The sequence below is a fragment of the Pseudomonas uvaldensis genome (genome assembly GCF_021271205.1).
In the GTDB taxonomy this organism is placed as follows: domain Bacteria; phylum Pseudomonadota; class Gammaproteobacteria; order Pseudomonadales; family Pseudomonadaceae; genus Aquipseudomonas; species Aquipseudomonas uvaldensis.
The window spans coordinates 408,095-420,020 of record NZ_JAIWKS010000005.1 but is presented as its reverse complement, the minus strand read 5'-3'; the positions used below and the strand labels follow the sequence as shown (position 1 = coordinate 420,020).

Sequence of the window (11,926 nt, the reverse complement as noted above, 5' to 3'; positions counted from 1 at the left end):
CGCCGTCTACCTATTTAGCTAAATCCGCGGTATCTGAGGCTTTTTTCATGCAGGCGTATCAACGCGATTTCATTCGTTTTGCCATCGATCGCGGCGTTCTGCGCTTCGGTGAGTTCACCCTCAAGTCCGGGCGCACCAGCCCGTACTTCTTCAATGCCGGCTTGTTCAACAGCGGTTCCGCCCTGGCGCAACTGGGTCGTTTCTACGCAGCGGCCATCGTCGAGAGCGGCATCCCGTTCGATGTGCTGTTCGGTCCGGCCTACAAAGGCATCCCGCTGGCCGCTACCACCGCCGTCGCCCTGGCCGAACAACACGGTCGCGACCTGCCGTGGTGCTTCAACCGCAAGGAAGCCAAGGCCCATGGCGAAGGCGGCAGCCTGGTAGGCGCGCCATTGACCGGTGATGTGCTGATCATCGACGACGTGATCACCGCCGGCACCGCTATCCGCGAAGTAATGCAGATCATCGCTTCACAGGAAGGTGCCAAGGCCGCCGGTGTGCTGATCGCCCTGAACCGCCAGGAGCGCGGTAACGGCGAACTGTCGGCGATCCAGGAAGTGGAGCGTGATTTTGGTATTCCGGTGATCAGCATTGTTTCGTTGAACCAGGTGCTGGAGTTCCTGGCCGATGATCCGCAGCTCAAGCAGCATCTGCCGGCGGTGGAGGCCTACCGGGCGCAGTTTGGCGTCTGAAGGCTCGCTCCCTCTGGGGAGGCAAAAAAAGACCCCGTTCAACCAGGTTGAGCGGGGTCTTTTTTTGGATTGACGCTTAAGGACGCTTGCGATTGCTGATCAACGTACCCACACCCGTATCGGTAAAGATCTCCAGCAGGATCGCATTCGGCACTCGACCATCGATGATCAGCGAACTACCAACGCCGCCCTGTACCGCTTCGAGCGCGCAACGAATCTTCGGCAGCATGCCGCCGTAGATGGTGCCGTCGGCGATCAGGTCATCGACCTGCTGGGTCGACAGGCCGGTCAGGACTTTGCCCGACTTGTCCATGAGGCCGGCGATGTTGGTCAGCAGCATCAGCTTTTCGGCTTTCAGTGCTTCAGCGACCTTGCCGGCCACCAGATCGGCGTTGATGTTGTACGACTCGCCGTTGGCACCCACGCCGATAGGCGCGATCACCGGGATAAAGTCGCCTTGGACCAGTAGGTTCAGCAGGTCGGTGTTGATGCCTACTACTTCGCCCACATGACCGATGTCGATGATTTCCGGTTGGGTCATTTCCGGCGTCTGGCGAGTGACGGTGAGCTTTTTCGCCCGGATCAGCTCGGCATCTTTACCGGTCAGGCCGATGGCGCTGCCGCCATGACGGTTGATCAGGTTGACGATGTCCTTGTTGACCTGGCCGCCCAGGACCATTTCCACCACATCCATGGTTTGCGCGTCGGTGACCCGCATGCCATCGATGAAGTGGCTTTCGATCGACAGGCGCTTGAGCAGATCGCCGATCTGCGGGCCCCCGCCATGGACCACCACCGGGTTGATGCCCACGGCCTTCATCAGCACGATGTCGCGGGCGAAGCCCGTCTTGAGCTCCTCGCTTTCCATCGCGTTGCCGCCGTATTTGATCACCAGGGTCTTGCCGACGTAGCGTCGGATATAAGGCAACGCTTCGGACAAAACCTTGGCGGTATTGGTGGCGGCTTCGCGTTCGAGGGTCATTCAGGGCTCCGGAGCTTCAAAAAGTCAGAACGGTAGTTTCAGATCGGGTGCAACACGTTTGAGTTGGGTGTGGAACACATCCTTGATGCGCTGCAGTTCCGCTTCGTTGTCGGCCTCGAAGCGCAGCACCAGCACCGGTGTGGTGTTGGAGGCGCGAACCAGGCCCCAGCCATGGGGATAGTCGACCCGCACACCGTCGATGGTGGTCAGTTCGGCCCCTTCGCCCCATTGAGCGTCGTGCAGTGCATCAATGATGCTGAATTTGCTCTCTTCGGTCACATGGATATTGATTTCCGGCGTGGAAATATCGTTCGGGAAGGTCGCGAACAACTCTTCGGCCGTGGATTTTTCCTTGCTGAGGATTTCCAGCAGGCGCGCAGCGCTGTAGATGCCGTCGTCGAAACCGAACCAGCGCTCCTTGAAGAAAATGTGGCCGCTCATTTCGCCAGCCAGCAGGGCGCCGCTTTGTTTCATTTTCTTCTTGATCAACGAATGACCGGTCTTCCACATCAGGGGGCGACCGCCGTACTCCTTGATCAGTGGCACGAGGCGACGGGTGCATTTGACGTCGAAAATGATTTCAGCATCAGGGTTGCGCGCCACCACGTCCTTGGCGAACAGCATCAGCAGGCGATCGGGGAACACGACGCTGCCGGTGTTGGTCACTACGCCAACGCGGTCGCCGTCACCGTCGAAGGCCAGGCCCAGATCGGCGTTGGTTTCCTTGACTTTGGCGATCAGGTCTTCGAGGTTTTCCAGCTTGCCCGGATCCGGATGGTGGTTGGGGAAGTTGCCATCCACGTCGCAGAACAGCGGAATGACTTCGCAGTTCAGGGCTTCGATCAGTTGCGGGGCAATCACGCCGGCCGCGCCGTTGCCGCAGTCGACCACCACTTTCAGGCGACGGGCCAGTTTCACGTCCTTGACGATTTCGTCGTTGTAACGCTCGAGGATATCGACCTTGGTGATGCTGCCCTTGCCGCTGCTCAGGTCATTGGTCTTGAGGCGTGTGTGCAGGGCCTGGATCTGCTCGTTGGCAAGGGTGTCGCCGGCGATGACGATCTTGAAGCCGTTGTAGTTCGAAGGGTTGTGGCTGCCGGTGAGCATCACGCCGGATTTGCCGGCCAGCACGTTGGCGGCGTAGTACAGCGCCGGGGTCGGGACCAAGCCCACGTCGCTGACATGGCAGCCGCTGTCGGCAATGCCTTTGATCAATTGTTCGACCAGTTCCGGGCCGGACAGGCGGCCATCGCGACCGACGCACACGTTCGGTTCGCCCTGGGCCAGGCTCTGGGAGCCGATGGCGCGGCCGATCCAGTAGGCGGTTTCGGCGGTCAGGGTTTCCGGCACCACGCCACGGATGTCGTAGGCGCGGAAAATGCTCTCAGGAAAGATCGGGGCAATTGCGGCTGGGGTGTTCATGGGTGGGGCGCTCTATCAAGGAAGTGACTGGACAGGCCGACATTCAGCATCGGCAGGCTCAAGCTGAAGGGTATGACGGCGTTTTTGACAGAGAGTTCGTGGTGGGAAAATGCCATGAGACAGCGTTATCCCGGCCTCGGTCGCCTAATACATTGATTCCGGATGGGAAACCTAGCAGAAAGCCATTGCGCATTTTTTGCCCTGAAACAGAAGTTTAATTAACCGGCCGGACAGGCTGTCCGGCTGGAAGTGGCGGGGTCAGTGGCTGCCTGAATGGCCGAAACCACCTGCGCCGCGCTGGGTCTCGTCGAACTCCTGCACCAGTTCGAAGTGGGCCTGGACCACCGGTACCAGCACCAATTGGGCGATACGCTCGCCTACGGCGATGTTGAATGCGGTTTGTCCGCGGTTCCAGCACGACACCATCAACTCGCCCTGGTAGTCAGAGTCGATCAGGCCCACCAGGTTGCCCAGCACGATGCCGTGTTTGTGGCCCAGGCCCGAGCGCGGCAGGATCAGGGCGGCCAGGCCCGGGTCACCGATGTACACCGACAGGCCGGTGGGGATCAGAAGAGTCTGGCCCGGCTCCAGGAGTGTGTCCTGCTTGAGCATTGCGCGCAGGTCGAGGCCGGCGGAACCCGGCGTGGCGTACTGCGGCAGCGGAAATTCAGTGCCGATGCGGGGGTCGAGGATCTTGGCTTGTAGAGCGTGCATGAATTAAACCTGGTTCAGCCGTTCGGCAATGAAAGTGATCAGTTGGCGGGCAATCTTGCCCTTGCTGGTCTGGGCGAAAAGGGTGGCGTGCAACTGGCGGTCGATCACGCTGCAGGCGTTTTCTTCGCTGTTGAAGCCGATGCTCGGGTTGGCGACGTCGTTGGCCACGATCAGGTCCAGGTTCTTGTCCTGGAGCTTGCGCGCGGCGTAGTCGAGCAGGTTTTCGGTTTCGGCGGCGAAGCCGACACTGAAGGGACGGTCGGGGCGGGTGGCGATGGTCGCCAGAATGTCCGGATTGCGCACCATTTGTAGCAGCAGGCCGTCGCCGCTCGTAGGGTCTTTCTTCAATTTATGCGGGGCGACGACTTCGGGACGGTAATCCGCCACCGCAGCCGAGGCGATGAACAAATCACAGGGGATCGCCGCTTCGCAGGCCGCGAGCATGTCCCGTGCGCTGACCACGTCGATGCGGGTCACCCGGTCCGGCGTCTGCAGGTGCACCGGTCCGGTGATCAGCGTCACCCGGGCCCCAGCCTCGACAGCCGCTTCGGCCAGGGCGAAGCCCATTTTCCCCGAACTGTGGTTGGTGATGTAGCGCACCGGGTCGATGTTTTCCTGGGTCGGCCCGGCGGTGATCAGCACGTGCTTGCCGGTCAGGGCCTGGCGCTGGAAGCAATCGGCGGCACATTGAGCCAGATCGGTCGCTTCGAGCATCCGCCCCATGCCGACATCCCCGCAGGCCTGGCTGCCGGACGCCGGGCCGAAGACTTTCAGATCGCGGCTTTCGAGTAATTGCAGGTTGGCCTGGGTGGCCGGGTCGCGCCACATGGCCTGGTTCATGGCCGGTGCGACGGCGACCACGGCGTCGGTGGCGAGCACCAGCGTGGTCAGCAGGTCGTCGGCGATGCCTTGGGCCAGGCGAGCGATCAGGTCGGCCGTGGCCGGTGCGATCAACACCAGGTCGGCCCATTTGGCCAGTTCGATATGGCCCATGGCGGCTTCGGCCGCCGGATCGAGCAGGTCCAGGTGGACCGGGTGCCCGGACAGGGCCTGCATGGTCAGCGGCGTGATGAATTCACTGCCGCCACGGGTCATGACGACCCGCACTTCCGCGCCCTGGTCGATAAGCCTGCGAACCAGCTCGGCGCTCTTATAGGCGGCAATGCCGCCGCCGACGCCCAGAACGATGCGTTTCCGATACAGCCGCTGCATAGGCCTGCCTTTCGATTTCAGTGGTCAGTGCAAGGCGAACCTCTGGGCAACAGCCTGCCTGGGTGCAAATCGCCTGCAAAAAAGATGGGCTACGATATCACAGCGACCGCTATGGAACAGCGGCGCCCACGATCAGGGAGCGACTATGAGCATTCGGGATTGGCCTGCAGCCGAGCGGCCGCGGGAAAGGTTATTGGCGTTGGGAGCGGGAAGTCTCTCGGACGCCGAGTTGTTGGCGATTTTTCTACGAACCGGCGTCTCCGGTAAAAGCGCGGTTGATCTGGCGCGACATCTCTTGACCCAATTTGGCAGTCTGCGTGCTTTGCTCGAAGCCGATCAGGTCACGTTCAGCAGCCATGTGGGGCTGGGGCCGGCGAAATATGCCCAGTTACAAGCGGCTCAGGAAATGAGTCGTCGTCACCTGGCCGAACGGGCCCGACAAAGAACGACGCTGGAAAATCCCCATGTGGTCCGTGATTACCTGAAGTCGATGCTTCGCCACGAACCTCACGAGGTGTTTGGCTGCCTGTTTCTCAACTCCAGGCATCAGGTACTGACATTCGAGGCGCTGTTTCGCGGTTCTATCGACAACGCCAGTGTTCATCCGCGGCAGGTGGTCAAGCGCGCCCTGGCCCATAACGCCGCCGCGCTGATTCTGTGCCACAACCATCCCTCCGGCAACGCCGAACCGAGCCAGGCCGACCGGGTACTGACCGAGCGGCTTCAGGAAGCATTGGAGTTGATCGACGTACGGGTTCTCGACCATTTCATCATCGGCGATGGGGAGCCGTTGTCGATGGCGGAGTATGGGTGGATGTGAGCAAAGTCCGATGCGCTGGAGCTCTTTTGTGGAGCGGACTTGCTCGCGAAGGCGGTGTGTCAGTCGACATTCATTCAACTGATCCACCGTTTTCGCGAGCAAGCCCGCTCCCACAGGGGGGACTGTGGGCAGGAGGTTACTTGAGACTGACCTTGGAATAATCCTGGCGTCCAAACGGGCTGACCGCATAACCCTGGACTTCCTTGCGGGTCAGCGCAAAGGCGGTCGGGTGCGCCAGAGGGAGCCAAAGGGCTTGCTGCTGGATCTGCGCCTGGGCCTGCTCATAGAGCTTGGTGCGCACGCCTTGTTCGCTCGTGGTCTTGCCGGCGCTGATCAGCTTGTCCAGGTCCGCGTTGCAATAGCGGGCGAAGTTGGTGCCGGACTTGACCGCCGCGCAGGAGAATTGCGGTGTGAGGAAGTTGTCCGGGTCGCCGTTGTCGCCGGCCCATCCCATGAACAGCAGGTCGTGCTCACCGGCTTTGGCGCGGCGGATCAGCTCGCCCCATTCGATCACGCGGATTTCGGCCTGGATGCCGATTTCCGCCAGGTCAGATTGCAGCAGTTGCGCTCCAAGGCTGGGGTTGGGATTCAGCAGGCTGCCGGACGGGCGGGTCCAGATCGTTGTTTGAAAGCCGTCCTTCAAGCCGGCCTTGACCAGCAGATCACGGGCCTTGGCCGGGTCATGGGCGTAACCGGGCAGATTCCTGGCGTAGCTCCAGGTGTTGGGTGGGTAGGGACCGTCTGCCGCTTCGGCGGTGCCTTCAAAGACTGTCTTGAGGTAGCTGCTCTTGTCGAAGGCGAGGTTGATGGCTTGCCGTACTTCAGGCTTGTCCAGCGGTGGGTGCTGGCTGTTGATCGCCACGAACGCGGTCATGAAGGCGTCGGTCTGCTCCACTTTCAGCGTGGCTTCCTGTCTGGCGGCCTGTACGTCCAGCGGCTTGGGTGACAGGGCAATCTGGCATTCATTGCGCCGCAATTTCTGCAAGCGCACATTCGCATCCGGGGTGATGGCGAAGATCAGCGGGTCCACCGAGGGCTTGCCGCCGAAATAGTCGCCGTTGGCCTTGTAGCGGATCGATGCGTCTTTCTGGAATCGATTGAAAACGAACGGGCCAGTACCGATGGGCTGGCTGTTGAGCTTGTCCGGTGTCCCGGCCTTCATCAGTTGGTCGGCGTACTCAGCCGAATAGATCGAGGCGAAACCCATGCTCAGGGTGGCCAGAAAGGTCGAGTCCGCGTGATCGAGGGTGAAGCGCACGGTCAGCGGGTCCAGGGCGTCGATCTTTTTGATCAGCGCCGGCAATTGCATGGACTGGGCGTGGGGGAAGCCGCTCTGCGCGACTTTGTGCCAGGGATTGGCCGGATCCAGCATGCGCTCGAAGCTGAATTTCACGTCCTCGGCTGTCAAGTCTCGACGTGGCGTGAAGTATTCGGTGCGATGGAACCTGACCGTTGGACGCAACTTGAACACATAGGTCAAGCCATCGGGCGAGACTTCCCAGTGCTCGGCCAGGCCGGGGACTACTTTGCCGCTGGCGGTGTCGAATTCCACCAATCGGTTCATCAGCACGTCGGCAGAGGCGTTGGTGGTCGTCAGGGAATTATATTGGACGACATCGAACCCTTCCGGGCTGGCCTCGGTGCAGACGCTCAGGGCAGCGGCCTGGGCCAGTGGGCTGGCCAGCAGGGGAGTGAGGAGCAGTGACAGGGCGGCGAGACGCATGAGCAGTTTCCTTGTGCAGGTCGAAGGCCCATCTGCGAGTGCAGTCTGGAAAAGGCCTACCCTAGTGGGCTCGCCGGTAAATGACTATCCCCTTTTTGCTTTTTCCGGCACGCTTTGCCGCCGTATCGATGGCTGGAAACCGGTCGACGGTATAAAAACGCCGGTTCAGCGACGAGCGGTCATGGATAGCGCCCGCCCTTGCACCGGCTATCCGGAGCGGTCGTTCGAGGATTTCCCCGGAAGACAAATCAAACGGGCTGTTGTTGTGCCTGGGTCTTTCTGGTATAAAGCAGCGCTCTTTTCTAGGGGCCCGGTTCCTTCACTGTAGGTGTAGCCGGTAAGACCCTTAAAGAAACGCGGCGCCTGGCGCCAAATGACTGAGAGATTAAGCGGCCAACCCATGCCGGGTTGGGCATGTGGTTTTAGAGGGCTGAGGCATGTCTAGAGTCTGTCAAGTTACCGGTAAGGGTCCGGTGACTGGGAATAACATTTCCCACGCAAACAACAAAACCCGTCGTCGTTTCCTGCCGAACCTGCAGCATCACCGCTTCTGGGTTGAGTCCGAGAAACGTTTTGTACGTCTGCGCGTATCTGCCAAGGGCATGCGTATCATCGACAAGCGCGGCATTGATGTCGTGCTGGCCGAACTTCGCCGCGATGGCAAGGTTTAAGGGAGCTAATCATGCGTGAATTGATTCGTTTGATCTCGAGCGCCGGTACTGGTCACTTCTACACTACCGACAAGAACAAGCGTACTACCCCGGACAAAATCGAGATCAAGAAATATGATCCGGTTGTTCGCAAGCACGTGATCTACAAGGAAGGCAAAATCAAGTAATTGATTTTCCCTCTGCAAAAAAGGCCCGTATCGAGAGATACGGGCCTTTTTTTTCAGGCCGGCCACGATCCTGTGGGAGCGAGCCTGCTCGCGATGAGGCCAGACCTGCCGGCCCTTACTCTCAAGCCTTTTCCTCGAACACCACATAAATCTTGCGGCACGGCTCCAGCACTTCCCAGGTGCCCTTGAATCCCGCCGGAATCACGAAACGGTCACCCGCTCGCAAGGTCTTGGCGTTGCCCTCGCTGTCGCGCAGCACGGAAACGCCCTGGACGATTTCGCAGTATTCATGCTCGGTGTAATTGACTGTCCACTGGCCGACCGCGCCTTCCCATACGCCGGCGTTCATTTGTCCGCAGGGGCTGTTGTAGTGGTTGAACACGGCTTGTTCGGGATCCCCCTTGAGAACCTTGGTCGGATCCGGGCGATAGCGGTCGGCGGTGGTGGTGGCCTGACTGAAATCGACGATGTCCTGAATGCTCATATCCGTAATCCCCGGTGAATGCCTGGAAAGCCCCGAGTCTATGTTTATTAAAATGAACATCGCAAGGCCGTTTCCCGCCTTGGTGTCAAATATATTGAAACACAGGGGGTGGCTGGTTTAGGGTGGCGGGTGCCTTGGGTCGAAAACTTGTTCCGTAAACAGGCTGGCCGGGCAGAATTCTTGAGCGCCGCGCACCGCACGGCGCTCGTACTCAAATAAGAGGAGGACACTCGCATGACCACCCTGACTCGTGCCGACTGGGAACAACGCGCCCGCGATTTGCGTATCGAGGGTCGCGCCTTCATCAACGGCGAATACACCGATGCGGTGTCCGGTGAAACCTTTGATTGCCTGAGCCCGGTCGATGGCCGGCTGCTGGGCAAAATCGCCAGCTGCGACGTGGCCGATGCCCAGCGTGCTGTCGAGAACGCCCGTGCGACCTTCAATTCCGGCGCCTGGTCGCGCCTGGCACCGAGCAAGCGTAAAGCCACCATGATTCGTTTCGCGGGCCTGCTCAAGCAGCACGCCGAGGAACTGGCCCTGCTCGAAACCCTGGACATGGGCAAGCCCATCAGCGATTCGCTGAACATTGACGTTCCCGGTGCGGCGCAAGCACTGAGCTGGAGCGGCGAGGCCATCGACAAACTCTACGATGAAGTGGCGTCGACCCCGCACGACCAATTGGGCCTGGTGACTCGCGAGCCGGTGGGCGTCGTGGGGGCTATCGTGCCGTGGAACTTTCCGCTGTTGATGGCCTGCTGGAAGCTCGGTCCGGCACTGTCCACCGGTAACTCGGTGGTGCTCAAGCCGTCGGAAAAATCGCCGCTCACCGCCATCCGCATCGCAGCCCTGGCCGTTGAGGCGGGCATTCCGAAAGGCGTGCTGAACGTGTTGCCTGGCTACGGCCACACCGTGGGCAAGGCCCTGGCGCTGCACATGGACGTCGATACGCTGGTGTTCACCGGTTCCACCAAGATCGCCAAGCAACTGATGATCTATTCCGGCGAGTCCAATATGAAGCGCGTCTGGCTGGAGGCTGGCGGCAAGAGCCCGAACATCGTGTTCGCCGACGCTCCGGACCTGCAAGCTGCCGCCGAGGCCGCGGCCAGCGCCATCGCCTTCAACCAGGGCGAAGTCTGCACCGCCGGCTCGCGCCTGTTGGTCGAACGCTCCATCAAGGACACCTTCCTGCCATTGGTAATCGAAGCCCTCAAGGGCTGGAAGCCTGGTAACCCGCTGGACCCCGCGACGAATGTCGGCGCTCTGGTCGACACCCAGCAAATGAACACCGTGCTGTCCTACATCCAGGCAGGCCATAGCGACGGCGCCAAGTTGGTGGCTGGCGGCAAGCGAATCCTGGAAGAAACCGGCGGTACCTACGTCGAGCCGACGATTTTCGATGGGGTGAGCAATGCCATGAAAATCGCCCAGGAGGAGATTTTCGGTCCGGTCTTGTCGGTCATCGCTTTCGATACCGCCGAAGAAGCCATCCAGATTGCCAACGACACGCCCTATGGCCTGGCCGCGGCGGTATGGACCCGGGACATCTCCAAGGCGCACCTGACCGCCAAGGCCTTGCGCGCTGGCAGCGTGTGGGTGAACCAGTACGACGGTGGCGACATGACCGCACCGTTCGGTGGCTTCAAGCAATCGGGTAACGGCCGTGACAAGTCGCTGCATGCGTTCGACAAATACACTGAGTTGAAGGCGACCTGGATCAAGCTCTGACGAGAGTCTGCTGCGACACGGATCCTCCTTGTGGGAGCGGGCTTGCTCGCGAAAGCGGTATCACATTCAACGACTGAGTTGACTGACACTCCGCCTTCGCCAGCAAGCCCGCTCCCACATTTGCTTTGTGTAAAGCTTGAAATGTAATTACCCACAGGAGCGTGGAAATGCGTTGGGCGACTTATTTCGCCGTGTTGGCGTCCGTCCTGAGTGTCGGGCTGGCCTTGGGCGTGAGCATGCCGCTGGTGTCGCTGCGTCTGGAAGGCTGGGGTTATGGCGCGTTTGCAATCGGCGTGATGGCGGCCATGCCGGCTGTCGGGGTGCTGCTTGGGGCCAAGGTGTCGAGTCGGCTGGCCGCGCGGTTGGGTACGGCGGCGTTGATGCGCCTGTGCCTCTGGGGCGGGGCGGTGTCCATCGGATTGCTGGCATTGTTGCCTAGTTATCCGGTCTGGTTGGTATTGCGGCTGGGGATCGGTGTGGTCCTGACCCTGGTGTTCATACTGGGTGAGAGCTGGATCAATCAACTGGTTATCGAGCAGTGGCGAGGACGGTTGGTGGCGCTGTATGGCTGCAGTTACGCCCTGAGCCAACTGTCGGGTCCGTTGCTGCTCGGTGCCCTGGGAACGGATCACGACTACGGTTTCTGGGTTGGCGTTGGCCTGTTGATGGTCGCCCCGTTGCTGTTGCTCGGTCGCACCGGCGCGCCCACCAGCGAGGCCAGCAGCGTCACGCTCATGGATCTCTGGGGATTTTGCCGGAGCTTGCCAGCCATCGCCTGGGCCGTGTCGTTGTTCGCAGCGTTCGAGGCGATGATCCTGACGCTGTTGCCGGTTTATTGCTTGCGCCAGGGTTTCAGTGCCGATATTGCCTTGGCGATGGTCAGTACCGTGGTGGTGGGCGATGCGCTGTTGCAATTGCCCATAGGCGCCTTGGCCGATCACTTGTCGCGTCGGTCGCTGTTCACCGGCTGTGCGGTGGCGCTGACCTTGTCCAGCCTGGCGGTTCCGCTGCTGATCGATACCTTGTTGATCTGGCCGTTGTGGGTGCTGTTTGGTGCCAGTGCGGGGGGCTTGTTCACGTTGTCGTTGATTCTGATTGGCGAGCGTTATCGCGATGATGCGCTGGTGCGTGCCAATGCCCATGTCGCCCAGTTATGGGGGATCGGCTGCCTGGTCGGTCCCCTGGTGGCGGGGGCGGGCAGCCAGTGGATCAGTGGCCACGCGCTGCCCTTGTTCATGGCGGTGGGGGCGTTCGGGCTGGTGATACTGTTGTTGCGCCAAGGGGCATTCGGGGCGGCGCAGCCCGCCTGAT

General features: G+C 60.7%; 11 protein-coding genes and 1 pseudogene. 6 read left to right on the top strand and 6 right to left on the bottom strand.

The window, feature by feature from the left end; all coding sequences use genetic code 11:
* Window positions 1–47 precede the first annotated feature (47 nt).
* Complete coding sequence (gene pyrE / locus LCU97_RS14330) at window positions 48–692, top strand: orotate phosphoribosyltransferase (protein WP_053148669.1); 645 nt, start codon at window positions 48–50, stop codon at window positions 690–692.
* A gap of 76 nt (window positions 693–768) precedes the next feature.
* On the opposite strand, the gene argB is transcribed toward pyrE, so the two are convergent.
* The 4 genes and pseudogenes from argB to coaBC all read right to left on the bottom strand — a co-directional run bounded on the left by argB (window position 769) and on the right by coaBC (window position 5,022).
* On the bottom strand, window positions 769–1,674 hold the full coding sequence (gene argB, locus LCU97_RS14325; protein WP_053148666.1) for an acetylglutamate kinase: 906 nt from the start codon (window positions 1,672–1,674) through the stop codon (window positions 769–771).
* 24 nt (window positions 1,675–1,698) lie between these two features.
* Window positions 1,699–3,102 (bottom strand): annotated as a pseudogene (locus LCU97_RS14320) (phosphomannomutase/phosphoglucomutase); the annotation flags it as partial.
* 252 nt (window positions 3,103–3,354) lie between these two features.
* Window positions 3,355–3,810: a dUTP diphosphatase gene (dut, locus tag LCU97_RS14315; RefSeq protein WP_053148660.1), complete on the bottom strand. Its 456-nt coding sequence runs from the start codon at window positions 3,808–3,810 to the stop codon at window positions 3,355–3,357.
* 3 nt (window positions 3,811–3,813) lie between these two features.
* The gene (coaBC, locus tag LCU97_RS14310) at window positions 3,814–5,022 is read right to left on the bottom strand and encodes a bifunctional phosphopantothenoylcysteine decarboxylase/phosphopantothenate--cysteine ligase CoaBC (RefSeq protein ID WP_053148657.1); all 1,209 of its coding nucleotides are present in this window, start codon (window positions 5,020–5,022) and stop codon (window positions 3,814–3,816) included.
* A 145-nt stretch (window positions 5,023–5,167) separates the two neighbouring features.
* Between coaBC and radC the strand changes: the two genes are divergently transcribed.
* Window positions 5,168–5,842 (top strand): RadC family protein, encoded by a 675-nt coding sequence (gene radC / locus LCU97_RS14305; RefSeq protein ID WP_053148654.1) that lies wholly within the window; start codon window positions 5,168–5,170, stop codon window positions 5,840–5,842.
* Window positions 5,843–5,978: 136 nt separating this feature from the next.
* On the opposite strand, the gene LCU97_RS14300 is transcribed toward radC, so the two are convergent.
* Window positions 5,979–7,565, bottom strand: a complete 1,587-nt coding sequence (locus LCU97_RS14300) for an ABC transporter substrate-binding protein (RefSeq protein ID WP_053148651.1) — start codon at window positions 7,563–7,565, stop codon at window positions 5,979–5,981.
* Window positions 7,566–8,002: 437 nt separating this feature from the next.
* Here LCU97_RS14300 and rpmB point away from each other — a divergent pair, with 437 nt between their 5' ends.
* Both rpmB and rpmG read left to right on the top strand, forming a co-directional pair.
* Window positions 8,003–8,236, top strand: coding sequence for a 50S ribosomal protein L28 (rpmB, locus tag LCU97_RS14295; RefSeq protein ID WP_007921114.1), 234 nt, complete (start codon window positions 8,003–8,005; stop codon window positions 8,234–8,236).
* A gap of 11 nt (window positions 8,237–8,247) precedes the next feature.
* Window positions 8,248–8,403: a 50S ribosomal protein L33 gene (gene rpmG, locus LCU97_RS14290; protein ID WP_003177274.1), complete on the top strand. Its 156-nt coding sequence runs from the start codon at window positions 8,248–8,250 to the stop codon at window positions 8,401–8,403.
* Window positions 8,404–8,524: 121 nt separating this feature from the next.
* Here rpmG and LCU97_RS14285 read toward each other — a convergent pair whose 3' ends face one another.
* Window positions 8,525–8,887 carry a cupin domain-containing protein gene (locus LCU97_RS14285; RefSeq protein WP_053148648.1) on the bottom strand — a complete coding sequence of 121 codons (363 nt, stop codon included), beginning with the start codon at window positions 8,885–8,887 and terminating at the stop codon, window positions 8,525–8,527.
* Between the two features lie 234 nt (window positions 8,888–9,121).
* Here LCU97_RS14285 and LCU97_RS14280 point away from each other — a divergent pair, with 234 nt between their 5' ends.
* Together LCU97_RS14280 and LCU97_RS14275 are read left to right on the top strand one after the other, a co-directional pair.
* The gene (locus tag LCU97_RS14280; protein ID WP_053148645.1) at window positions 9,122–10,615 is read left to right on the top strand and encodes an aldehyde dehydrogenase; all 1,494 of its coding nucleotides are present in this window, start codon (window positions 9,122–9,124) and stop codon (window positions 10,613–10,615) included.
* 167 nt (window positions 10,616–10,782) lie between these two features.
* Window positions 10,783–11,925 (top strand): MFS transporter, encoded by a 1,143-nt coding sequence (locus LCU97_RS14275; protein WP_232776882.1) that lies wholly within the window; start codon window positions 10,783–10,785, stop codon window positions 11,923–11,925.
* Window position 11,926 lies beyond the last annotated feature (1 nt).

Bases quoted from the DNA above. Each gene is read 5' to 3' on its own strand.
- pyrE (WP_053148669.1), top strand. From the start codon at position 48: ATGCAGGCGTATCAACGCGATTTCATTCGTTTTGCCATCGATCGCGGC.
- LCU97_RS14300 (WP_053148651.1), bottom strand. From the start codon at position 7,565: ATGCGTCTCGCCGCCCTGTCACTGCTCCTCACTCCCCTGCTGGCCAGC.
- radC (WP_053148654.1), top strand. From the start codon at position 5,168: ATGAGCATTCGGGATTGGCCTGCAGCCGAGCGGCCGCGGGAAAGGTTA.
- dut (WP_053148660.1), bottom strand. From the start codon at position 3,810: ATGCACGCTCTACAAGCCAAGATCCTCGACCCCCGCATCGGCACTGAA.
- rpmB (WP_007921114.1), top strand. From the start codon at position 8,003: ATGTCTAGAGTCTGTCAAGTTACCGGTAAGGGTCCGGTGACTGGGAAT.
- LCU97_RS14275 (WP_232776882.1), top strand. From the start codon at position 10,783: ATGCGTTGGGCGACTTATTTCGCCGTGTTGGCGTCCGTCCTGAGTGTC.
- LCU97_RS14285 (WP_053148648.1), bottom strand. From the start codon at position 8,887: ATGAGCATTCAGGACATCGTCGATTTCAGTCAGGCCACCACCACCGCC.
- rpmG (WP_003177274.1), top strand. From the start codon at position 8,248: ATGCGTGAATTGATTCGTTTGATCTCGAGCGCCGGTACTGGTCACTTC.
- LCU97_RS14280 (WP_053148645.1), top strand. From the start codon at position 9,122: ATGACCACCCTGACTCGTGCCGACTGGGAACAACGCGCCCGCGATTTG.
- coaBC (WP_053148657.1), bottom strand. From the start codon at position 5,022: ATGCAGCGGCTGTATCGGAAACGCATCGTTCTGGGCGTCGGCGGCGGC.
- argB (WP_053148666.1), bottom strand. From the start codon at position 1,674: ATGACCCTCGAACGCGAAGCCGCCACCAATACCGCCAAGGTTTTGTCC.